The sequence below is a fragment of the Halorubrum yunnanense genome, from assembly GCF_026586675.1.
In the GTDB taxonomy this organism is placed as follows: domain Archaea; phylum Halobacteriota; class Halobacteria; order Halobacteriales; family Haloferacaceae; genus Halorubrum; species Halorubrum yunnanense.
The window spans coordinates 24,109-43,948 of record NZ_JAODIX010000027.1; the positions used below are offsets into that span (position 1 = coordinate 24,109).

Annotated in this window: 22 protein-coding genes, 2 tRNA genes and 1 pseudogene; 9 read left to right on the forward strand and 16 right to left on the reverse strand. The window is 65.6% G+C overall.

The window, feature by feature from the left end; translation table 11 throughout:
• Positions 1-91: 91 nt before the first annotated feature.
• Complete coding sequence (locus N5096_RS05805) at positions 92-550, reverse strand: universal stress protein (RefSeq protein ID WP_267663376.1); 459 nt, start codon at positions 548-550, stop codon at positions 92-94.
• Positions 551-607: 57 nt separating this feature from the next.
• The gene (locus N5096_RS05810; RefSeq protein WP_267663377.1) at positions 608-1,426 is read right to left on the reverse strand and encodes a hypothetical protein; all 819 of its coding nucleotides are present in this window, start codon (positions 1,424-1,426) and stop codon (positions 608-610) included.
• 117 nt (positions 1,427-1,543) lie between these two features.
• Here N5096_RS05810 and N5096_RS05815 point away from each other — a divergent pair, with 117 nt between their 5' ends.
• Positions 1,544-2,137: a histidine phosphatase family protein gene (locus tag N5096_RS05815; RefSeq protein WP_267663378.1), complete on the forward strand. Its 594-nt coding sequence runs from the start codon at positions 1,544-1,546 to the stop codon at positions 2,135-2,137.
• Between the two features lie 21 nt (positions 2,138-2,158).
• Here the strand turns inward: N5096_RS05815 and N5096_RS05820 are convergent, their stop codons facing one another.
• Both N5096_RS05820 and N5096_RS05825 read right to left on the reverse strand, forming a co-directional pair.
• Positions 2,159-2,542 (reverse strand): DUF5611 family protein, encoded by a 384-nt coding sequence (locus N5096_RS05820; protein WP_267663379.1) that lies wholly within the window; start codon positions 2,540-2,542, stop codon positions 2,159-2,161.
• Between the two features lie 78 nt (positions 2,543-2,620).
• Positions 2,621-3,784 (reverse strand): DUF7093 family protein, encoded by a 1,164-nt coding sequence (locus N5096_RS05825; protein WP_267663380.1) that lies wholly within the window; start codon positions 3,782-3,784, stop codon positions 2,621-2,623.
• A gap of 161 nt (positions 3,785-3,945) precedes the next feature.
• On the opposite strand from N5096_RS05825, the gene N5096_RS05830 reads away from it, so the two are divergent.
• A complete protein-coding gene (locus tag N5096_RS05830; protein WP_267663381.1) occupies positions 3,946-4,260 on the forward strand; it encodes a 2Fe-2S iron-sulfur cluster-binding protein in 315 nt (104 codons plus the stop codon).
• A 208-nt stretch (positions 4,261-4,468) separates the two neighbouring features.
• Here the strand turns inward: N5096_RS05830 and N5096_RS05835 are convergent, their stop codons facing one another.
• Complete coding sequence (locus N5096_RS05835) at positions 4,469-4,663, reverse strand: cold-shock protein (protein ID WP_004048101.1); 195 nt, start codon at positions 4,661-4,663, stop codon at positions 4,469-4,471.
• Between the two features lie 199 nt (positions 4,664-4,862).
• Between N5096_RS05835 and N5096_RS05840 the strand changes: the two genes are divergently transcribed.
• On the forward strand, positions 4,863-5,405 hold the full coding sequence (locus tag N5096_RS05840; RefSeq protein ID WP_267663382.1) for a hypothetical protein: 543 nt from the start codon (positions 4,863-4,865) through the stop codon (positions 5,403-5,405).
• 73 nt (positions 5,406-5,478) lie between these two features.
• The gene (locus tag N5096_RS05845; RefSeq protein ID WP_267663383.1) at positions 5,479-5,766 is read left to right on the forward strand and encodes a DUF7577 domain-containing protein; all 288 of its coding nucleotides are present in this window, start codon (positions 5,479-5,481) and stop codon (positions 5,764-5,766) included.
• Here N5096_RS05845 and N5096_RS05850 read toward each other — a convergent pair.
• On the reverse strand, positions 5,763-6,245 hold the full coding sequence (locus tag N5096_RS05850; protein ID WP_267663384.1) for a DoxX family protein: 483 nt from the start codon (positions 6,243-6,245) through the stop codon (positions 5,763-5,765). The two genes, N5096_RS05845 and N5096_RS05850, sit on opposite strands and share 4 nt — an antisense overlap.
• Positions 6,246-7,168: 923 nt before the next feature.
• Positions 7,169-7,242, reverse strand: a tRNA-Phe gene (locus N5096_RS05855).
• 223 nt (positions 7,243-7,465) lie between these two features.
• On the opposite strand from N5096_RS05855, the gene N5096_RS05860 reads away from it, so the two are divergent.
• The 3 genes from N5096_RS05860 to N5096_RS05870 all read left to right on the forward strand — a co-directional run bounded on the left by N5096_RS05860 (position 7,466) and on the right by N5096_RS05870 (position 9,992).
• Positions 7,466-8,059: a beta-class carbonic anhydrase gene (locus tag N5096_RS05860; protein ID WP_267663385.1), complete on the forward strand. Its 594-nt coding sequence runs from the start codon at positions 7,466-7,468 to the stop codon at positions 8,057-8,059.
• 831 nt (positions 8,060-8,890) lie between these two features.
• Positions 8,891-9,634, forward strand: coding sequence for an SDR family NAD(P)-dependent oxidoreductase (locus tag N5096_RS05865; RefSeq protein WP_267663386.1), 744 nt, complete (start codon positions 8,891-8,893; stop codon positions 9,632-9,634).
• Between the two features lie 127 nt (positions 9,635-9,761).
• Positions 9,762-9,992, forward strand: coding sequence for a hypothetical protein (locus N5096_RS05870; RefSeq protein ID WP_267663387.1), 231 nt, complete (start codon positions 9,762-9,764; stop codon positions 9,990-9,992).
• A gap of 73 nt (positions 9,993-10,065) precedes the next feature.
• On the opposite strand, the gene N5096_RS05875 is transcribed toward N5096_RS05870, so the two are convergent.
• On the reverse strand, positions 10,066-10,248 hold the full coding sequence (locus N5096_RS05875; protein ID WP_267663388.1) for a hypothetical protein: 183 nt from the start codon (positions 10,246-10,248) through the stop codon (positions 10,066-10,068).
• Between the two features lie 532 nt (positions 10,249-10,780).
• On the opposite strand from N5096_RS05875, the gene N5096_RS05880 reads away from it, so the two are divergent.
• The gene (locus tag N5096_RS05880; RefSeq protein ID WP_267663389.1) at positions 10,781-11,419 is read left to right on the forward strand and encodes an IS6 family transposase; all 639 of its coding nucleotides are present in this window, start codon (positions 10,781-10,783) and stop codon (positions 11,417-11,419) included.
• Position 11,420: 1 nt separating this feature from the next.
• A pseudogene (locus N5096_RS05885) lies at positions 11,421-12,059 on the forward strand (RNA-guided endonuclease InsQ/TnpB family protein); the annotation flags it as partial.
• A 99-nt stretch (positions 12,060-12,158) separates the two neighbouring features.
• Here the strand turns inward: N5096_RS05885 and N5096_RS05890 are convergent.
• The 8 genes from N5096_RS05890 to N5096_RS05925 all read right to left on the reverse strand — a co-directional run bounded on the left by N5096_RS05890 (position 12,159) and on the right by N5096_RS05925 (position 19,703).
• Positions 12,159-12,875, reverse strand: coding sequence for an SDR family NAD(P)-dependent oxidoreductase (locus N5096_RS05890; RefSeq protein WP_267663438.1), 717 nt, complete (start codon positions 12,873-12,875; stop codon positions 12,159-12,161).
• Positions 12,876-13,134: 259 nt separating this feature from the next.
• Positions 13,135-13,205, reverse strand: a tRNA-Pro gene (locus N5096_RS05895).
• A gap of 92 nt (positions 13,206-13,297) precedes the next feature.
• Positions 13,298-15,352, reverse strand: a complete 2,055-nt coding sequence (locus N5096_RS05900) for a DEAD/DEAH box helicase (protein ID WP_267663390.1) — start codon at positions 15,350-15,352, stop codon at positions 13,298-13,300.
• A 152-nt stretch (positions 15,353-15,504) separates the two neighbouring features.
• Positions 15,505-16,035, reverse strand: coding sequence for a 50S ribosomal protein L16 (locus N5096_RS05905; protein ID WP_267663391.1), 531 nt, complete (start codon positions 16,033-16,035; stop codon positions 15,505-15,507).
• Between the two features lie 108 nt (positions 16,036-16,143).
• Positions 16,144-16,893 carry an endonuclease NucS gene (gene nucS, locus N5096_RS05910; protein WP_267663392.1) on the reverse strand — a complete coding sequence of 250 codons (750 nt, stop codon included), beginning with the start codon at positions 16,891-16,893 and terminating at the stop codon, positions 16,144-16,146.
• Between the two features lie 61 nt (positions 16,894-16,954).
• Entirely contained in the window at positions 16,955-17,128 is a 174-nt protein-coding gene (locus tag N5096_RS05915; RefSeq protein WP_267663393.1) for a hypothetical protein, read from the reverse strand.
• Between the two features lie 74 nt (positions 17,129-17,202).
• Positions 17,203-18,492 carry an adenosylhomocysteinase gene (locus N5096_RS05920; RefSeq protein WP_267663394.1) on the reverse strand — a complete coding sequence of 430 codons (1,290 nt, stop codon included), beginning with the start codon at positions 18,490-18,492 and terminating at the stop codon, positions 17,203-17,205.
• A 158-nt stretch (positions 18,493-18,650) separates the two neighbouring features.
• Positions 18,651-19,703, reverse strand: coding sequence for a hypothetical protein (locus tag N5096_RS05925; protein WP_267663395.1), 1,053 nt, complete (start codon positions 19,701-19,703; stop codon positions 18,651-18,653).
• Between the last annotated feature and the right edge of the window lie 137 nt (positions 19,704-19,840).

Here is a 19,840-nt window from a genome sequence, read left to right on the forward strand (position 1 = left end):
GACCGACGACGGGCGCCCGTCGCGGAGCGACGCCGTCGCCACCGACCGCTCGCTGCGCTCGGTACGCCGGGAGAGTGGGAGCCTCTCTCCCCTAGCTGGCGGTCTCCCGCACGAAGGTCACCGGACACGGCGCCGAGAGGATGACCTCCTGGGCGACACTGCCGAAGACGGCCTTCCCGGTCGGCGACCGCCCCCGCCCGCCGACTACCACGCGGTCGGCCTCAACGGCCGAGGCCGCCTCGACGACCTCGTCGGCGTGGTCGCCGACCGCCCCGCGGATCGAGTGGGCGACGCCGGCGTCGTCGAGCGCCCTCGCGAGCGCCCGCGTCGTCGTGTGTCGCTTGGCGACCGCGTCCGGAGTCGACCCCTCGCTCGTCGGGTCGACCCCCAGCTTCGAGCGGACCCCGTCGAACTCCTCGTCGGTGAACACGTGGGTCAACACGACCTCCGCGCCCGCGGGCTCGGCGATCGCGATCGTCTCTCTCGCGAGTCGCTCGGCTCGTTCCTCGCCCTCTGTCCCCACCGCTAACAGCACTGTCTCGATGCTCATACCTACCCTTCGCCCCCCGTCTGTTTAACACTGTCGAGATATTAACTCAGTTTTGAATTAGCTTTCATGCGATCGATCCTGAGGGTTCTCGCCCGCGTCGGCGCCGGGCTCGGTCGACGTCCCGGTCGGGTGCGGTTCCGACTCGTCCGGCGGCTCAACGAACAGGGGATCCCCGGCCGGTCGACCGTAGTCGACGATCCAGTAGCGGCCGCGGTAGGCGCCGACGTTCTCCGGCTTCAGCTCGTCGAAGTGGAACCGGTCGCGGTGCGGCGCCAGCGCCGCCCGCACGCGGTCGAGCGCTTCGTCCCGGACCGACTCGTCCGGAGGGACGTCCGCGCGCGGCATAGCGATCCAGCCGCCGTCGGGGTCGCCGGCGAGGACGGGGAGGAACGGGTGCGACTCGACCGCCGACCAGATCCGACGCTCTCGGCGGTTCTGCGGCCGCCCGTCCCCCATCTCCGCGGAGGGGCCGTACCGCGCGAGCTTGGCGACGAGGGCGTCGCAGTCGGGCGCCTCCGGACCCTCCGCCTCCAACCGCCCGCCGATCGGCCCGGTGATCTCGACGGCGACGCGGCCCGTCCCGATCCCGACCACCTCGGCCCTCGACTCCGCCGGCAACGCGTCCGGATCCCTCGCCTCGACGACCTCGTCCAGCTCCGCGGTCAGCTCGTCGAGCACCTCGCGCTCGCCCGGTGCGAGCTCGCGGAAGTAGGTCCGCGCCTCGCCCGCCGGCCACGACCACGTCCGGCCCGCGTACTCCCACTCCGTCTCCTCGACGGCGACGCGCTCGAGGGCGCTCCGGCGGGCCGCCCGCAGGCGACGGGCGGCGCCCGACAGCCGGTCGGCGACCGTGGCCGGGATCGGGTCCTGACGCATTCGGTTCCACTACCCGGCCGGTCGTCAATAGCCTGTCGTCGGTCGAGGGGGGATCGCCACCCGTCATCCCCGCTCCCCGCCGAAACCTCCTTGTCGCGCGCCACCCCACTCTCGGCCGTGAGCACGCTGTTCGTCAGACACGGGACGACCGAGTGGAACGAGACGGGGCGGATCCAGGGGTGGGCGCCCGTCGGCCTCTCAGAGCCCGGGCGCGAGGAAGCCCGGCGGGTCGCCGACGCCATCGCCGAGCGCCACGCGGTCGACGCGGTCGTCGCCTCCGATCTCGTGCGGACAGTGGAGACCGCCGAGCCGATCGCCGCGGCGGCCGGAGTCGACGTGGAGACCGACCCGCGGCTCCGCGAGCGCGACTTCGGCGTCTTTCAGGGGCTCCCGTCCGGCGACTTCTTCGAGCGCTTCCCCGCGTTCGACCTGCTGGAGAACGGGCGGGCCGCGGCCGAGCGCGCGCCCGAGAGCGGCGAGAGCTGGCTCGCCGTCCGCGACCGCGTCCTCGACGCCGCCGCCGACCTCCGGGCCCGCGAGGGGACCACCGTCGCCGTCACGCACGTGAACCCGATCCGGCTCGTCGTCGGCGAGCGTCGCGACCTCTCCGTGGTGCGGTCGCTGACGGAGCTGTCGGCCGACAACTGTTCGGTGACCGAGGTCGACGAGAGTGGCGCGGTCGTCCGCGAAAACGCGCGCTCGTATAAATAGCGTCGGCCGGCGGCGTCCGGCTCAGTAGTCGGGCGCGTCGTCCTCGACCTCCCGTTTCAGCGAGTCGCGGCGGGACTTCGCGTCGCGCCCGGTCGCCTCGAGGAGGAAGTCGTTTTTCGCGTCGACCGCGTCGGCGGCGGCGTCGGCGTTCCCCTCGGCGATGACGTCCTCGGCGGGGCGCTCCTCGAAGTGGACCGCGAGCTTGTCCTTCTTGCTCCCGTACTCGGCGGCGCCGGCCACGATCCGCTCGAAGACGGGGTTTTCGGGGTCCGCGACGACGTACAGCTCGTGGCCCTGCCACTCTTCCGTGTCGGAGATCTCGCCGAAATACTCCTCGACTGAGCCCTTCAGGTCGGGCATGCGGTCGTCCAGATGCTCGCCGCGGCGCATCTTGTACTCCTTCATGCCGCGACCGTTCGATTGGGGAGCGTAAACCAGTTTCGTCACGGGGTCTTCAGCCGCCTGAGGGCCCCTCGAGACCGATCAGATCGGCCGCTCGGTGACGTAGCCGCGCTTGCACTCGGGGCAGATGTCGCCCGCGCGCATCGAGTTGCCGTCGGCGTCGCGGCTCATCCCGCACTCGGGGCAGTGGTACTCCGTCGCCGTCTCCGAGGTCGACGTCGACAGGTCGGGGCTCTCGGCGCGGGTGATCCCCGTCTCCGCGTCGGCCGGCTCCGCCTCCCCCTCCTGCGGCTCGACCGTCCCGTCGACCTCGTCGGCGTCCCGCTCCGGCGCCTCAACGTACTCCGTGTCTTCGCCTCCCGCGGACGACTCGGCCGCCTCGGGGGTGAGGCCGCCGCCGAAATCGACGTCGCCGGCCCCGCCCTCGCCGACCTCCGCGCTGAACCCCTCGTCCTCCGCGCGCTGTTCGGGCCACGGGGTCGTCGCCCCCGAGTCGTCCTCCTCGTCGACCTCCGGCCACGCTCCCCGCTCCCGGTCGGCCGCCCCCTCGTCCTGCTCGCCCTCATCGTCGAGGATCACGCCGTCGTCCGTCTCGGCGTCCTGCCCGTCGGCCCCCGGCGACTCCGCGGACTCGACGTCGGGGTACTCCGCGTACTCCTCGCTGCCGCCGAGCGAGTCGCCCCCGTCGTCCGCCCCCGAGTTGAGGAGTTCCGCGCCCTCGTCCTCGCCGCCCTCGGTGCCGTCATCGGCGGCGCCTACCCCGTCCGCCGCGGCGCCGTCGCCGCCGGCCGCTCCCGCGGGCCCGTCGCTCGCGACCTCGCCTTCGGTCCCCTCGTCGTCCACCCCGTCGGGCCCGTCGTCGATGATCACGGCGTCGTCGGCACCCGCGTCGGCGGACGCGCCCGTCGCTGACTCGGCGGCTCCCGCCTCCGCGTCCGTCGCCGCGGCGCTCGTCGGCCCGGCGTCCGAGCCCGCATCGCTCGACGCGCCGCGGTCGCCGCCGCCGACCGCCGGTCCCGTCTCGGCCGGACCGCCTCCCGACGCCTCGGCGCCCGCGGCGGCCTCGTCGGCCAACTGCGCCATCGTCGTGACCTCGGTGTTCTCGCTCACGACCTGCGTCTCACCACAGCGAGCGCAGGTCTTCACCTCGGTGACGGTCGTGACGACCTCGTCCCCGTCCTCCTCGCGCTCCCGCCGTAGTTCGGGCTCGTCGAAGTCGTGCCCGAGCAGACACCTGAGTCCCATTACGTCCGTCGTGCGGTGCCGAAGGTAAAAAACGCCCCGTCCGGCGTCCGACGCCTGGCGCACGACCGTTTCGGGGACGACGCGGTCGACCCTCCCGGTTCCGGCCGTCCCGCGCCGCGGACACAGGCTCTTTGTGGATCGCCGCTGTACCGTTCACCGACATGCCTACCGTATCCTATCAGGGCGAGGAAATCGAGTGCGAGAAGGGCGCCGTGTTACGCGACGTACTCGCGGAGGCCGGCCTCTCCGTGTACAACGGCAAGATGAAGCAGCTCAACTGCCGGGGCGCGGGGTCGTGCGGCTCCTGTGCGGTCCAGGTCGACGGCGAGGTGAGCGAGCCGGGCAAAAAGGAGACGGCCCGCCTCTGGTTCCCGCCGCACCACCCCAGCCACGACGTCCGCCTCGCCTGTCAGACCAAGGTCGAGGGCGACGTCGAGGTGACGAAGGGGCGCGGGCTCTTCGGGCAACACATCTGACTCGACCCTCGCGGCCGCTCTTGACTTATAAATACGAACACGCCCGGCGCCGCCGCTCGTCGTCCCCGACCGAGTCGATCGGCGGCGACGCTCGGTGTCGTGATAAGAGCCCGCGGCGGACGCGGGTCCGCGGCGGGCAAAAGTCTCGTTGTCGCGTGTCAGAGTCGCGTTCGGCGTCAGCCGGACCGACCCACCTTATCGGATCGGCTTACTGCCGAACGACGTTGGACGCGCGCGGCCCCTTGGGCGAGGACTCGATGTCGAACTCGAGCTCCTGGCCCTCTTCGAGGTCCGGCCCTTCGACGTCTTCCATGTGGAAGAACACGTCGTCGTCAGCGTCGTCAGTCTCAATAAATCCGTAGCCGCCAGTGTCGTTGAAGAAATCAACCTTTCCGGTCGCCATTGCATTCTAGCAGACGCCCCGTCAGGGCATAAGGATTGCGAGTGTAGAGCTACCACGGGTGTCGGTGGACGGTTCTCGCAGATCCAACCGGCTCTCGAGGCGATCGACGTCCGCGCGTTCGGACTCGACCCGGTCCACCGACCGATCCGTCGGTTTCCTCGATCTCGCGACCTCGGTCGCCGCCGCCGAGGCGACGTTTATGTGTGACCGCCGCGATCTCTCCGTCGTGTTCCGATCGCTGAGGGAGAACGGTCCGGCGCTGCTCGTCCCCGCCGCCTGGTCCGTCGCGGCCGCGACGGTCCTCGGCGTCGTCTCGACGCGCGCGCTGTTCGTCGCCCACGTCGTCATGAGCGCCCTGCTCGTTGCGTTCGTCGTCGCCTCGTGGCGCGACATGGCGACCGGCGTCCTCCGCGCGTGGAAGCTCGCGATCCTCGCGGGCACGCCCGTGACGCTCGCGGGCGTCGCCGGCTTCCTCGCGCTCGGTGACACACTCGGCACCCCCCCGGAGCCCCTCCTCGCGGTCTCGCTGTACGGCTGGGCGCTCCTCCCCGCGGCCGGGTTCGCGTACACCGGGCGCCGCGTCGAGGCGGGCGTGCGGGTCTACGACGTCGGGGTCGCCTGCTGCGTCGCCGGCGCGGTCGCGGTGGCGGTCGCACCGTCGGCGGCGTGGACCGCGGTCGGAATCGCCGTCGTCGGCGCCGGACAGACGGCCGGCATCCTCGACGCCACGCTGCGGTACTGAGCCGCGTGCGTCTCCTACCCGCGATCCGTGCGATCACCCCACAATACCTAAGCCTCCGACCCGTAGGAGTCGCATGACCGATTTCGGGACGGTCTACCTCGCCGTCACAGGGGCGCTGCTGTTCGTCGCGCTGGCGCTCGGTTTCCGCGTGCTCCTCGGAGTCGCCCGCGAGGGGCTCGAGCTCCGCCGGCGCCGGCGGGCCGGAGCGGCGGAGCGGCACGCGAAAGACGAGGCGTCCGGATCGGAACCGCCGGCCGGCTCGGACCCTCCGATCGCGACGTGCCCCGGGTGCGGGGCGGACAACGAGCCGGGATTCAGCTACTGCCGACGCTGTGCGGCCCCGCTCCGCTCCGATACTTAGCTCGCCGTCCCGGCTCTCGTCTCCGTCTCGGCGTCACTTCCGGAGCCGGACTCCGGAGACGCGTGCCACCACGCCCACAGCACCAGCGCGGCCTGAAACGGCAGCCGCGCCCACGCTGCCGCCCGGGCGACCCTCGCGAGGCGGTCGGGGACGAGCTCCGTCGCCACGTCGTCGGTCGCCATGTAGACGTTCGCCGGGAAGACGGCGACGAGCAGCGCCACGATCCCCCACGCCGACGCGCGTCGCGTCCGCTCGAACTGCACCCCGAGGCCGAGGGCGACCTCCGCGATCCCGGAGAGGTAGACGAGGGCCCGCGGCCGGGGGAGCTCGGGCGGGACCGCCCGGGCGAACGACTCCGGCGCGAGGAAGTGTGTCACGCCCGCGATCGCGTATATCGCGCCCATCAGGCGACGGAGGAATCGCTTCCGCCGCCCGACCGGGCCGGTCGGACCACTGTCGGGTCTCGTCTCGTCGCTCATCCGCGTGGATAGCGGCGGGTGGCTAATGAGCGTTCTCCCGGCTCCCCCGAGATGAGCGATCGGCGACCGACGCCGCGACGCTCCGGGCGACCGGCGACGACGGCAACGGCGAACTCGACGCCCGGGCGTTTCGCCTCACTCGCTTTCGGAACGGACTGCGTCCCGGCCGCGGAGACGGTTCGGCCCTCAGTCGAGCAGCCTTGACATCCTCCCCGCGCTGAAGCGCGAGGATTCCCACGGCACTGCACCGCTGGGTTGGGATGTTTACGGTTTGTAGCGACCTTAGAAGGCCGCTACTGGCTGTGCCAACCAGCCGTTACTCCTATCCCGGCATGGGATTCAGAGATACTTTTGCTGACTACACTCCGAGTTCCACAACAAAAAGGGGTGCTTTCTGTGTGGAATCGGGGAATCCCGATATTGTCCGATTAAGCGGGCGGGCAGGCCGCCTCGGCTAACTGGTAGTACAACAATAGATTAGTTAAATCATCCGACCGGGGCGGTGGTCGTGGTTGATGTAGAATACTGTCGGATTCATCCCCGCGCTAAAGCACGGGGCTTTCTCCTTTATTCTCCGTAACTACGGACCGTCTCGAAAGGGTACGCCGACTCCTTCCGGCCGCACGACCCCGGAAACGGTCTCGACGTCGTCGAGGAGTTACCGCCCACCCGGAAGGGTTTGAAGCCGAGTTCATGGACAAGCCCCATCACTAGAAGTCACAGACTTCTGGTTAGCAGCCAGAACTTTTCGAGTTCTGGCGACACCCTCAACGAGCGAAGTCAGTAGACTGAGCGAAGGAGGGTGGGGTAGCTGACGCCGGAAGGCGGCCACGGTCAGTTCGGTTCCGCGTTGCGACTTCCGTCCTCAAATCGGCTCGGCGTCGTTTTTCCACCCGCTCGCTGTCGCTCGCGGGTTCAGAATATGCCGCCTCCCCGATTTGAACGGGGGACAGCTCGATCTTCAGTCGAGTGCTCTCCCAGTCTGAGCTAAGGCGGCTCGCACTCGGACCAACGCCGAATCGAGACAAAAGGATTTCGAAAGGCGGCGGGCGGATCGGACGCGGACCCGCCACCGGCCCGTCGCCGCTTGACCGCGCTTCGCCGCTGGTGACTTGATGTCGGGGCCGCGAGTTTCGGACGTTCTTGCTGGTGATCTGTGGCTCCGGCAGCGACCGTCTCCACCGAAATAGGGCCGGTTATCCCGCCCGTTAGTCCGCTTGATGTCAGACCACGAGCATCACCACGAACGCGTCGACGCCGCCGTCGACGACCGGACCGCTTGGGCCCGTCGTCGCCGCGAGGGGATCCCCACCGACGAGAACCTCCTCGTCGTCGCCTGCATGGACGAGCGCATCCCGATCGAGGAGGCGCTGGGGATCGAACTCGGCGACGCGCAGGTGTTCCGCAACGCCGGCGGCAAGGTCACCGACGACGTGATCCGGTCGGCGGCGCTCACGACGAACTTCTTCGACACCGACGAGATCATCGTGATCAACCACACCGACTGCGGGATGATGAGTGCCCCCGACGAGGCGGTCCGCGACGGGCTCGAAACACAGGTCGGCGATCTCGACGACGCCGACCTCGACCCCTCACTGCCGGCGCTGACCATCGGTGACGTCGACCTCATGGAGTGGATAAAAATGACCGGCGATATCGACGAGGCCTGCGCCGCGCAGGTCACCTACCTCCGCGAATCGGCGTTCATCCCGGACGACGTTGCCGTCACCGGCTACGTCTACGAGGTCGAGTCCGGCGAACTGCGCCGTCCGGGCGAGCGCGTCGCCGAGGCGATCAGCGAACGACGGGACTGAAAGCGGCGAGCAGCACGCCGGTCGCTCTCTGAATCGACTCCGCCTGCTGCTCGCGATGTCGCTCGCAGCAGCAGAATGGGACCGCCCGGATTCGAACCTCAGTCGCCCCACTCCGTTCCGCTCCCTGCTTCGAATCCGCTCACGGTGGCGACGCTCGCGACGTTGCTCGCGCCGCACACGACTCGATCTATAACATTGTGTGACAGTGCTGAACGGCCCCTTGTCGCTGGTGGCCACTACCATAAAATGTCACAAAAAAGAGGAACCAGCTACACTGGCCAAGACTGTTTTAATAGATAGTCTCCTGCAAAATTGATTCGGCTGTCCTTTTTTTGGGTGGATCGACTCGAAGTGAGAGAGAACTTCCGAACGAATCAGCTGCTACCAGATACCAGTCCTCTGTTTCTGGGTTCTTGAATGAGTAATAATCAGCATTCTCACCGTTTGCGTTGAATCGAACGAATCCGTTTTCGTTCCATGCTGGTTCGACACGAATTCGAAATTCGATATCTTCACAATATATCTCCGCTGTTCTCTCACCGTCACATTCTATACGTTCGTACGCTATCTGTTCTTGTTCCAATTTACGAGTGTGACACTCCGAATCAACGTCCCCAGAAATCGAAGATTTCTGGTGTGCGAACGAATCGCACAGCAATTCGTTAACGCCCGTGGAGACTGCGCTCCCTACGGGAACCACTCCGGTTCCTGCAAAGTGCGTCATGAAAGCAGGAAGCCCCACCCTCAGCGAGCGCATCAGCGCGAGCAGGGTAGGGTAGTTCACTGGCCGACGAAGGAACGTTTACTTTCGTTCCGACGCTTACACCTTCCATGGATTCACTCCCGGATTTGAGTGGACGAACGGCCCTCGTGACCGGTAGTGCGAAACGGGTCGGCCGCGAATTGTTGGTGTCGATCGCCGAGTGCGGCGCGGACGTCGTCGTGCACTACAACGAAAGCGAAGCGGCGGCGGCCGCCACGGCCGAAGAGGTCCGCGACCGCGGCGGGGTTGCGATGACCGCTCAGGGCGACATCACCGATCCGGCGTCCGTAGACGACCTGTTCGAGACGATCGAGTCGGAACTCGGACCGGTGGACATTCTGGTCAACAACGTCGGGGACTTCGACTCGCGTCACTGGACCGAGATTGAATGGGAGTCGTGGCAGAACGTCATCGAAACGACGTTCTACGGCACCGTACTGTGCTCTCGCCGTGCCGTTCCAGCGATGCGCGAACAGGAGTGGGGGCGGATCGTCAACATCGGATTCGCCGACAGCGACCGGATGCACGCCCACCCGGTGAACTTCCCGTACTTCGTCGCGAAAACGGGCGTCCTCATGTTCACGCGCATGCTGGCGACGGATACGCGCGACGACGGCGTCACCGTCAACGCCGTCTCCCCGTTCGCGGTCTCGAACACCGAAGCGGGCGTCGATGCGTTCCCACGGGGACGTCCCGCGTCGTTCGAGGATGTTGCTGCTCCGCTGCGGTTCTTCTTGAGCGATGCGGCTGACTACATTAGCGGGGAGAACGTCGCCGTCGACGGCGGACGGATGCCTGAGTTCGACAGCTGAATTGATCGGCGTACGCCATAATTGAGACGCCTCGCTGGTGTGACCGACCAAAGACAGATGCCAGAAAACACGTCAGCTGACGGCCCGCGAACGATTCCCGTCGATCCGGTGATCCACGTCGAACCGTTTGCTACCCGTCTTTATTCAAGCAGGGAATCCCGGCCTTCAGGCCGGGAGGGAATGCGACATAGTTCTAACCAACCGCTATTCGACATCTGAACCGGAATCCAACTGGGACGTAGACAACGATGACATCGTAGAGTACCTCCGCGAGTTAGCCGACGTGGTTGACAACGAGGGGTCAGTAGATGAAGTAGAAGAGGAGTGGGAGGGTAGAGAGGTAGATATCTCGGTATGATAGAAAGACAAACGGCTGACCTGCCGTCAAGCAGGTCTACGCTTGCTCGCGTGTCTGAGTTGAGGTGGGAGCGTTAGCGGCCTTCAACGTCCGTGGCCTCCTCTAATCGCTCGACGCGTTCGCGCAGCTCTTCGAGGTTGGGAACCTCGGCTCGTGCATCCTCCAGCGGGCGGACGTCGGTGAGTGCGTCGTAGGCTAAGAACTCGTCGACCACCTTCCCGCCTGCCTGTCCGACCCCGATTAATGCAAGTTTCATGTGAACACACTACACAAAACTACGCGGGTAGGATAGATAAAGGTTAGATACCCAAACTATCTGCTGTGTTGAATAGCGGTTGTTGAGTGTCGGCTTATCGACACCGATCTCGAGACCATACAGCTCATGAGATGACGAGTCGATTCATATCTGCCTTGTCCACCCGATCACCGCTATTCAACAGAGCAGTCGATACAGCGTCTCAAGCCGTCATTGACGTTCACTAGTCAACGGGACGAGAAAGAGTCTCGATACAACGCTCGTTGTACGGCTTATGCGCTGATCAACGCTTTCAGCTCTGAGAAGAACGTCTCAAAAATGCCAAACAGTCCGTTGAGAAACTCAATATCGCTAGGATCAAGACTCTCAGCGGCAGCCACTCCGGTGAATAGCAGTAGTACCATGCTTAGGATAAGTACTGACTGAATCTTCTTATTCATATTTATCACATGTGAGCGGAGTAATAAGTAATTATCCCCCAAGCAGCGGTCGCGTAAAGTTAGAGGATGAGGCGTTCGACTTCAGAGTGTCTATGACCGAAATCGAACGCCTCAGCGAGAGTATCGCGTGGATCGACTTGTCATTTGTGAAGCGAGATCGGACGCCGCGCTGGGCGATTGAAGTAGGGATCCGCTGTCATTTAGCTGGTATGTTACTACGCGAGGTAAGTAACCATCCCGAAAGGCTTGGGATTGATCGGAGTCACGTCGCTATTCACAATTGGGTTCATAAAGCCGATCTACAGCCGATCTCGACCGTCTCAGAGGATCAACTCGCGGTTGACGAAAAGATGATCCGCCTCCACGGCCAGAAGTTCTGGCTGTACGGCGCGGTTAATCCACAGACGAACGAGATCCTCCACGTGAGTCTCTATCCGACCGCATATAAACAGACGACGCGGTGGTTTCTGACCGAGCTACACCGGCGTTACCAGCTGAATAACGTCGAATTTCTCGTCGATGACGCAGACTATCTCGGATCAGTCCTTGCTGAAGACAGCTATCGATTTCGAGTGATTCGTCATGGAAATCGGAATGCCATCGAACGTGTCTTTTGGGAAATAGAACGACGAACGTCTTCGTTTGCGAATAGTTTTAGCAATGTCGCGTTAGAGACAGCTCAAAACTGGCTCGAAGCCCTCGCCGTCTACCACAATTCACGCCAAAGTTAACGCGACCGTGGATTTGGGTGTCAACAACATCGCCGTCGCTTCAACAGGGCGCTTCTGGTCGGCAGACGAGTTCAATCACTGGCGCAACGAGTACGAGAAACGTCGTGGGTCGCTCCAACAGTGTGGCTCACGTCATGCTCACGAGAACATCGAGAACGTCGGTCGCAAAGAGACGGGGCGGTTCGAGATACACCTGCACACGGTGGCAAACGAACTCATCGAGGAGGCCGTCGAACACGACTGCTCGCACATCGTGTTCGAGGAGTTGACCCACATTCGGGAGACCATCCCGAAGGCGACGTGGCAACAGCTTTGGGCGTTCCGACGCCTCTACGAGTACGTCGAATACAAGGCTAAAGAGTACGGCGTGGAGGTCGTACAAGTTGACCCTCGGAACACGTCCAAACAGTGTTCGACGTGTGGGTTTACCCACAGCGACAATCGGACGGGAGGAGTGTTCTGTTGTCAGCACTGCGGGTACGAGAACCACGCTCATTACAACGCTTCCAAGAACACCGGGTTACAGTATCTCCGTCGTCGGCAAAATGTAGACGATGGAGGCGCACCCGTAGATGTGCGCTTGAATCGCGGGACGCTGAACGTGAACGGCGAATATTCGTCTACTGCTCTCAGCAGTTAGAACGGAAGTCCACGCGAAAGCCTGGGGGTCGTACGGAAATCGCAGATTTCCGTGATGACGAGAGACGAAGTCTCTCGAACCACTTGACCCCGGGGCAATTTACCAAGGAATCTGTTCCTTGTCTTTCCAGAGTTTACCCGCTGGACTCCCTCGCGCAAATTGAGAGAGCCAGACCGGCGTTTCGGCTCCTTTCGATGGAGAGCGAGGGGCACGGTCGCCGCCCATATCGGTCTGAACCCAGCCGGGTGAGACGGCATTCGCGATGAGACCTTGATCACCGTATTCACCATCTAGGTAGGCTGTTAATCCGCCAATACCCACCTTCGAGAGCCGGTAAGCGGGATATTGACCGTCCATCTGTCCGTCAGTGAACTGTCCAAGCCCCGAAGACATCGAGACAACACGACCGCTGTGGCTGTCCAACAGTAGTGGTAGCGCTTGCTTCGTCAACAACACCGGGCCACGAAGGTTCACAGCCATTGTCCGGTCGAAGTCCGCACGTTCCATCTCGTGGAGTGGACCCGACCGGGGGAAGATCCCAGCGTTATTCACCAGGATATCAAGCGACCCCTCCTCCTGTTCGATTGTGTCGACTGCCGATTGGATCTCCTCTTCGGCAGTCACATCCAGTTTGATCGCATGCTGGTTGGGTGCGGTAACATCAGTTGGATCTCGGGCGCCTGCGTATACGGTCGCGCCTAAGTCGGCGAGCTTGGTAGCGATCTTGGCTCCGATTCCGCGGTTTGCCCCAGTCACGAGGGCAACATCGTCTGTCAAATCGGATTTGAGATCCACGTCGGGAGGTGTATCTGCCATGCCAGCATAGTAGACGGATTCCACCGGGATATAACTCACAAGTGGATCTTAGATATGTGTCTTACATACGAATGGCTCTGTTGAAATCCTCTTCTTTAGCTGACTATAGGCGCTAAGCCCCCGTCCTCAAGGAGCGAACGAAGTGAGCGAGTAGGGCGGGGATACAGCGCCGTCATCGTTTTAGAGGTTCTCAAAAAACACTATCCAGAACTTCATGAGGAGGTTGAGAATATTGTCTGTGACGATGAAGAATAGTGGATGGGGCCGCTGAGAGTCGAACTCAGGTCCACTGCACCCAAGGCAGCGAGGATACCACTACCCCACGGCCCCGCGCCTATACGTACCCGCATCGGCCGCTAAAGCGTTTCGTTGCGCGGGCGGGTCGCGTTCGACAGTGTCCCGTTCGCAGCCCTCCCGACTCCTCACTCCTCGTCGTCACGCAGTTCGAGGTCGGCGACCACCTGGTACGGGTCCGTTCCCTTCCGGACCGCGTCGAGGATGAAGAACGCCTCGTCGGGCGCGAGGAAGTGCCTCGTGATCCCCCGGCCGAGCGGAGTCGGCTCGAAGCCGTCGACGAACTCCCACTCCAGCAGCTTCCCGACCGCGTGTTTCGTCGGCACCTCGCCGATCATCCGGTCGTTGAGGCGCTTGGCCCGCTTGCCCGCGACGACGACGTTCGCCAGCGTCTCCTCGACGGCGGCCGCCTCGTCGTAGTGAGTCGCGACGTCCTCCATCTCGCCTTTTAAAAGGGTAAACGCGACCTCGTCTTCCGTGCGGTCCATGGAGTTGTGGTAGACGCCGTCGGGCTCGACGAGGAGGTAGACGCGCCCGCGGTCGTGGTAGTCCGGGCGCCCGGCCCGCCCGAGCATCTGGGAGAACTCCTGGACCGAGAGCCACTCGATCCCCATCGCCAGCGAGTCGAAGATCACCTGCGAGGCGGGGAAGTCGACGCCGGCGGCCAGCGCCGCGGTGGTGACGACCGCCGAGAGGTCCTGGTTCCCGAACTGCCGCTCGACTTTCTTCCGGCGCTTGTAGTCGAGCCCGGCGTGGTACGGCGCGGAGTCGTACCGGAGCTTCCGGCTGATCTCGTGGCAGCGCCGCCGGGAGTTCGTGAAGACGATCGTCTGGCCGCGGTACCCCTTCGAGGATTTCGTGTCGAACTCGCGTTTCACGAGCTTGTCGGCGATCTGCGCCTTCTCGCGACTGTCCGCGAAGGTGACGTGGCGTTCGATGGGGACCGGGCGCTCCTCGTACTCGATCAGCGTCGCCCGGAGCTTCTCGGCGAGCCACTCCGGGTTCCCGACCGTCGCGGAGAGGTAGACGAACTGGGTGCCGCCGTACCCCTCGTGGGTCTCCATCCGGTTCTCACTGTAGTACTTCAGCCGGGAGATGAGCCCGTCGAGCCGGTGGCCGCGTTCGCCCTCCTTCAGCGTGTGGACCTCGTCGATGACGACGGTGCCGACGTCGCCCAGATCCTTCCCGGTCCGGAGCGCGTGGTCGATCCCCTCGTAGGTGCCGACGATCACGTCGGCGTTCGGATCGAAGCGGTTCCCGTCGTCGTTCACCCGCGAGGAGCCGACCCGGATCGAGACGTTCAGCCGGTCGCCGTAGCGGTCCTTGAAGTCCTCGTGCTTCTGGTTGGCGAGCGCGACGAGCGGGACCAAGAAGAGCAGCTTCCCCTCCCCTTTCAGCGCGCGGTCGATCCCGGTCAGCTCGCCGATCAGGGTCTTCCCCGTCGCGGTCGCGCTCACGACCAGCTGGTCGTTGCCATCGAGGAGGCCGTTCCGCACGGAGAGGCTCTGAACGGGCAGCAACTCCTCGAAGCGGCCCTGGAGGTGCGTCGAGAGGTCCGGGTGGAGATCCAGGTCCTCGGTGCGCACGGGGCTCACGTCGTCGACGTTGGCGGACACCTCGTCGTACTTGGTGAGGTCGGGGTCGAGTCCGCCCTGCAGGAGGTTGACGATCCGGTCTAAGTCGCCGGACTCGTACAGCAGCTCCTCTAACCGCCCCTCGGCGGCGCCCGTGAACTCTCCTTTATAAGAGAGCTCCCGCTCCAGCTCCCTGCGGGCGCAGTCGCGGCAGATCAGCTCGTCGTTGTGTTGGATCGCGCTCTCGCTCGTGATCGGGCCGTACCGGCCGTCGTTTGCGCAGCGCCGGCAGGTCCGGACCGCCGTCGCCTCCAGCTGGTAACCGTCGAGCATCGCCTCCAGCCGCTTCCGGTTCTCCGGCGACGTCTGCTCGGAGATGCGGATCCGGCCGGCCGCGCGGGCGAGGTCGACGAACTCGTCGGGCTGTCGGGGGTGATCCTCGCCGTCGCGGATGACGCGGAACTTCCCCGGCCGCGGGCCCGCGGAGGTCTCTTTGAGTTCGAGCCGCCCGCGGAGCACCCGGCTACCGTCCCGGTTCGCGACGACGGTGTAGTCGCTCCGCGCCTCGTGGAGGAACAGCGTCTCGACCTCGGCCAACTGCTGTGACACTGCTAATCGGTACGCGAGGAAGGTATTTCAGGAGTTCGCCTCGCCGTGCGGCGGGGTCGCGGTCGTGGGCTCGTCGACAGCGGGGTCGCACCTCCATCTCTGGCCGCACCGCTCGGGGCCGTGAGAACCGCGCCTCGAAAAGGTCGGCGCGTCTACGAGACGAGGAGCTTTTCGCCGCGATCGACCGTGATCCGGCACGGCGGCGAGAGCTTGTTGTACGCGCGGCGGAACGCCTCCTTCACGACGGACGCCTGCTCGACGTCGCAGTACGCGGTGAAGACGATGTCGTTCGCGTTGAGCCGCGCGGCCGTCCCGACCGGCTTCCCGAACGCCTGTCGCATCCCGTCGGAGACCCGGTCCGCGCCGGCGCCGGTCGCCTGCTTGTTCTCCCGGATGACTTGGTGGGGGAACTTGCGGAGAGTCATCTTGTAGTTGCCCTCGCCGAGCTCCTTGATGAGGTGGCGGTTCGCGGAGAGCCGGGAGCTCTCGAGCGAGCCGTGGCGGATCTGGAGCTCCTCCTCGACGCGGAGGCTGATCTGGACGGGGTAGTCGTCCGGCTCCGCGGAGAGGTCGCCCATGTTGTGCTGGGCGATCTTCGAGCCGGGAATGCCCGTGATGTATTCGCGGCGGGTGTACGACGGCTTGTCGATCGTCCGATACATAGAGGCGGGTTTGTCAGACATGGCTACTTGTCCGATGTAGCCCGTGCTGCGGCGATAAACCCTTCGATACCGCGGCGTCGCCGGCTCGTGATTCGGACGCCCGCAGGTCGGTTCCCGGTCGCCGCCGCCTCACTCCTCGGACGTCGGGTCGAGCGCGACGTGGCCGAACCCCCGGTCCGCGAGCCGCCCTCTCGCCCGGTCGGTGACCGAGGGAGCGACGAGGACCCCGCGGACGACAGGGGTGTCGCCGCCGTCGTCCCCGTCTTCCGCGGCGATCTCTTCCCGGAGCGCTCGCACGTACCGGGCGAGCTGCCCCACCGCGTCGGGCCCGACGCGCCGGCGCTTCAGCTCGACGACGACCGGGGTCCCGTCGGCGTCGACGCCGAACACATCCATCGGGCCGGCGCTGGAAGGGCGCTCGGTCTCTTTCGGTTCGAACCCCGGTTCGACGAGTTCGGGGCGCTCTAGAACCCGGGTCCGGAGGTCCTCCTCGCTTCCGTGGAGGGTGAGGTTGCGCCCGCCCGTCACGGCCATCGCGGAGAGCTGATGGACCCGGTCGAAGCGCACGGTGAGCGTCTCGTCGGGGTCGCTTCTGGTCGAGCGCACCCGGAGTCGCCCCTCGCGGACCGCGGCGTGGTGTTCCGACCCCGGCGGCTGCCAGTTGACGGGCTGGCGCCCTTCGTCGGTGTGGACGAGGGCGGCGCCGTCGGGCTTCAACACGAGCAGCCGGTCGCCGGCACCCAGGTCCGAGGCGGCGCGACCCTCGTAGCTGACCGTGCAGCGCCCGAAGACGCTTATCAGGTCGCCGCGCTCGAAGGCGTCCTCCAGCTCCCAGAGGGCCTCGCGGTGGCTCGGATCGTGGACGCTCGTGACCGTCACTGATATGTGTAGGGCGTCGTCGCTCAAAAAGGGCGCGCGCTCGGAGTCGGTTTCGAGGCGGCTACGCCGCGTCCGCCCCGTCCTCCCCCTCGTCGCGTCGCGAGACCGCGATCCCGGCGACGAAGAGGACTGCCCCCAGCGCGAAGGCGCCGATCCGGAGCGCTGTGTCCGAAACGAGGATTCCGATCAGGACCGATACGCCGAATCCGGCGTGAAGCACCGCCGTTGGGTTCATACGTTCGATACGGTCGCGTCGCACAAAAGCCGGTCGACCCGACGCGACCGCCCCGTCGGCTCCCGCCGAGCGGACTACGTCCCGTGCTCCCAGCTGTCCATGTACTCGCGCTGCTCGTCGGTGAGGGTGTCGTACTCGACGCCCTCGGCGGCAAGCTTGATGTCCGCGACCTCGCGGTCGAGCTCGTCGGGCACGTCGTGGACGCCGGCCGCGTAGCGCTCGCCGTTCTCGACGAGTTCGCGGACGACGACCGCCTGCACGCCGAAGCTCTGGTCCATCACCTCGACCGGGTGACCGAGGGCGATGGGCGCCGCGAGGTTGACGAGCCGCCCCTCGGCGATCACGTTCAGGACGCGGCCGTCGGGCATCTCGAACCCCTCGACGCCGTCGCGGACCTCGTATCGGTCCACGGCCAGCTCGTCGAGCTGGTCGAGGTTCACCTCCACGTCGAAGTGGCCGGCGTTCGCGAGGAGGACGCCGTCCTGCATCTCCTCGAAGTGATCGCGGGTGATCACGTCGCGGTTCCCGGTCGTCGTGACGAACACGTCGCCCTTCTCGGCGGCCTCGGCCATCGGGAGCACTTCGTACCCCTCCATGTGCGCTTCGAGCGCCTTGCGGGGGTCGACCTCGCAGACGATAACGTTCGCGTTCTGGCCGGAGGCCTTCTTGGCGACACCCTTTCCGCACTGGCCGTACCCGCCGACGACGACGTTCTTGCCGGCCCACGAGAGGTTCGTCGTCATCGCGATGGTCGCGAGCGACGACTCACCGGTGCCGTGGACGTTGTCGAACAGCTGTTTCATCGGCGTGTCGTTCACGGCGAAGACAGGGTAGTGGAGCTCGCCGTCGGCGTCCATCGCGCGCAGGCGGTCGACGCCCGTGGTCGTCTCCTCGGCACCGCCGACGATGGAGTCGATCAGGTCGGGGTACTCCTCGTGGACGAGCTTCACCATGTCCATCCCGTCGTCGACGGTGACGGTGGGCTCGTGGGCGATACAGGCGTGCATCGCGTCGTAGTACTCCTCGTCGTCGACGCCCCGGACCGCGTAGGAGGTGATCGACTCGTGGGTGTCGAGCGCGGCCGACACGTCGTCGTGCGTCGAGAGCGGGTTACACCCGGTGATCGCGACCTCCGCGCCGCCGTCGGCGAGCAGCTCGACGAGGTTCGCCGTCTTCGCCTCGACGTGCATCGCCATCGCGATTGTCTCGCCGGCGAGCGGCTGCTCGTCAACGAACTCCTCGCGGAGCGCGTTCAAGATTGGCATGTGCTGGAGCGCCCAGTCCATCTTCCGGCGCCCCTCCTCACGGGCCGCTTCGAGGTCCGAGAGGTGCTGTGACACCGGCGGATACGCGGTTTCGCTCATACTCTACGATTCACTCACGGCGCACTAAACCCTGCCGACACCGGGTCACGTCGCAAAAACGCCGAAAAGGGATCCCGCACCGACGCGGGTCAGCCACCGAGTCGCCGGCGCGTCAGTTACCGAGTCGCCGGCGCGTCAGTTGCTGCGTCGCGCGTCAGTCACGCCGGACCGTTGCCGTTCCCGTTACCGGGACCAGACCCGTCGTCACCGTCGTCCTCCTCCCCGTCGTCTCCGTCGCTCTCGCCACCGTCACCGCCCGGCCCGGCGTCGCTCGGCGGTCCTCGGCCGTCGCCGTCGCTCGCGTTCGCGGCGTCGCCGCCGTCGCCACCGGCTCCGGCGTGGTCCGGCGGTCCCTGCTCGCCGGCGTTCCCGTTGCCCTGGCCGGCGCGGTCGGGCGCGTTACCGGGGCCGTCGCTCGCATTCGCCGCGTCGCTTCCGTTACCCGCGTCGTCCGGGCCGCCGGGACCGCCCGCGTGGTCGGGCGCGTTCCCCGGGTTGTTCTCCGTCACGAAGTCCGAGATGGCGGGGCCGATGGCGCCTTGGTTGGCCTTGATCTTCTGAACGAACTCGCGGACCTGCTGGCCGAACGACCGGTTCGCCTCCCCTCCCTCCCCGGCGGTCAGGTCGACCGTCGCTGAGACGGAGTCGTTCCCGTACTCGGCGGTCACGTCGACCGTGACGTTCTCCTCGGCCGCGGGGAGCGTCACCGTGCCGTTCTCGTCGGTCTCGTAGTCGCCCTCGCCGACGTAGGTCGCGTTCTGGCCGTCTGTGGTCGCGGCGTTCACCGAGGCGTTCTCGGCCGCGGTGCCCTCGTCGGTGACCGCGACGACGGGCTCGCCGTCGGTGTTCGACACGTCGATAGCGAGGTCAACGGGCGCTTCGAGGTCGACCGTCGTCGACGCGGCCCGGCTCTCGCTGCTCGCCGTCACGTTCACCGTCACGTCCTCGTCGGGGGCGGGGAGGCCGACGGTACCGTTCGCGTCGGTCTCGTACTCACCTGTCCCCTCGTACGACGCGTTCTCGTCGACCACGCTCACGTCGACCGTGGCATTCTCGACCGCGGTGCCGTTCTGGGTCACGTTGACCGTCGGCTCCCCGCCGTCGTCGACGTCGACGCCCACCGTGAGATCTCCGTCGGCGGCCGCGACGCCGGTCATCGCGCCGAGCGCGACGACCGCGACCAGGAGGAGTGCTGTCGTGCGTCCGTTCATGTCCACTCGGGTTAACCCGTCCTTACCATATAAAAAGGGCATTCGCTTAACCCGGTTTAATCCGGATTATATCCGGCTTGACGGCGCTCTACGGTTCATTTTCCCGTTTCGGGCCGAAACGCGGGTCTACCTTCGAA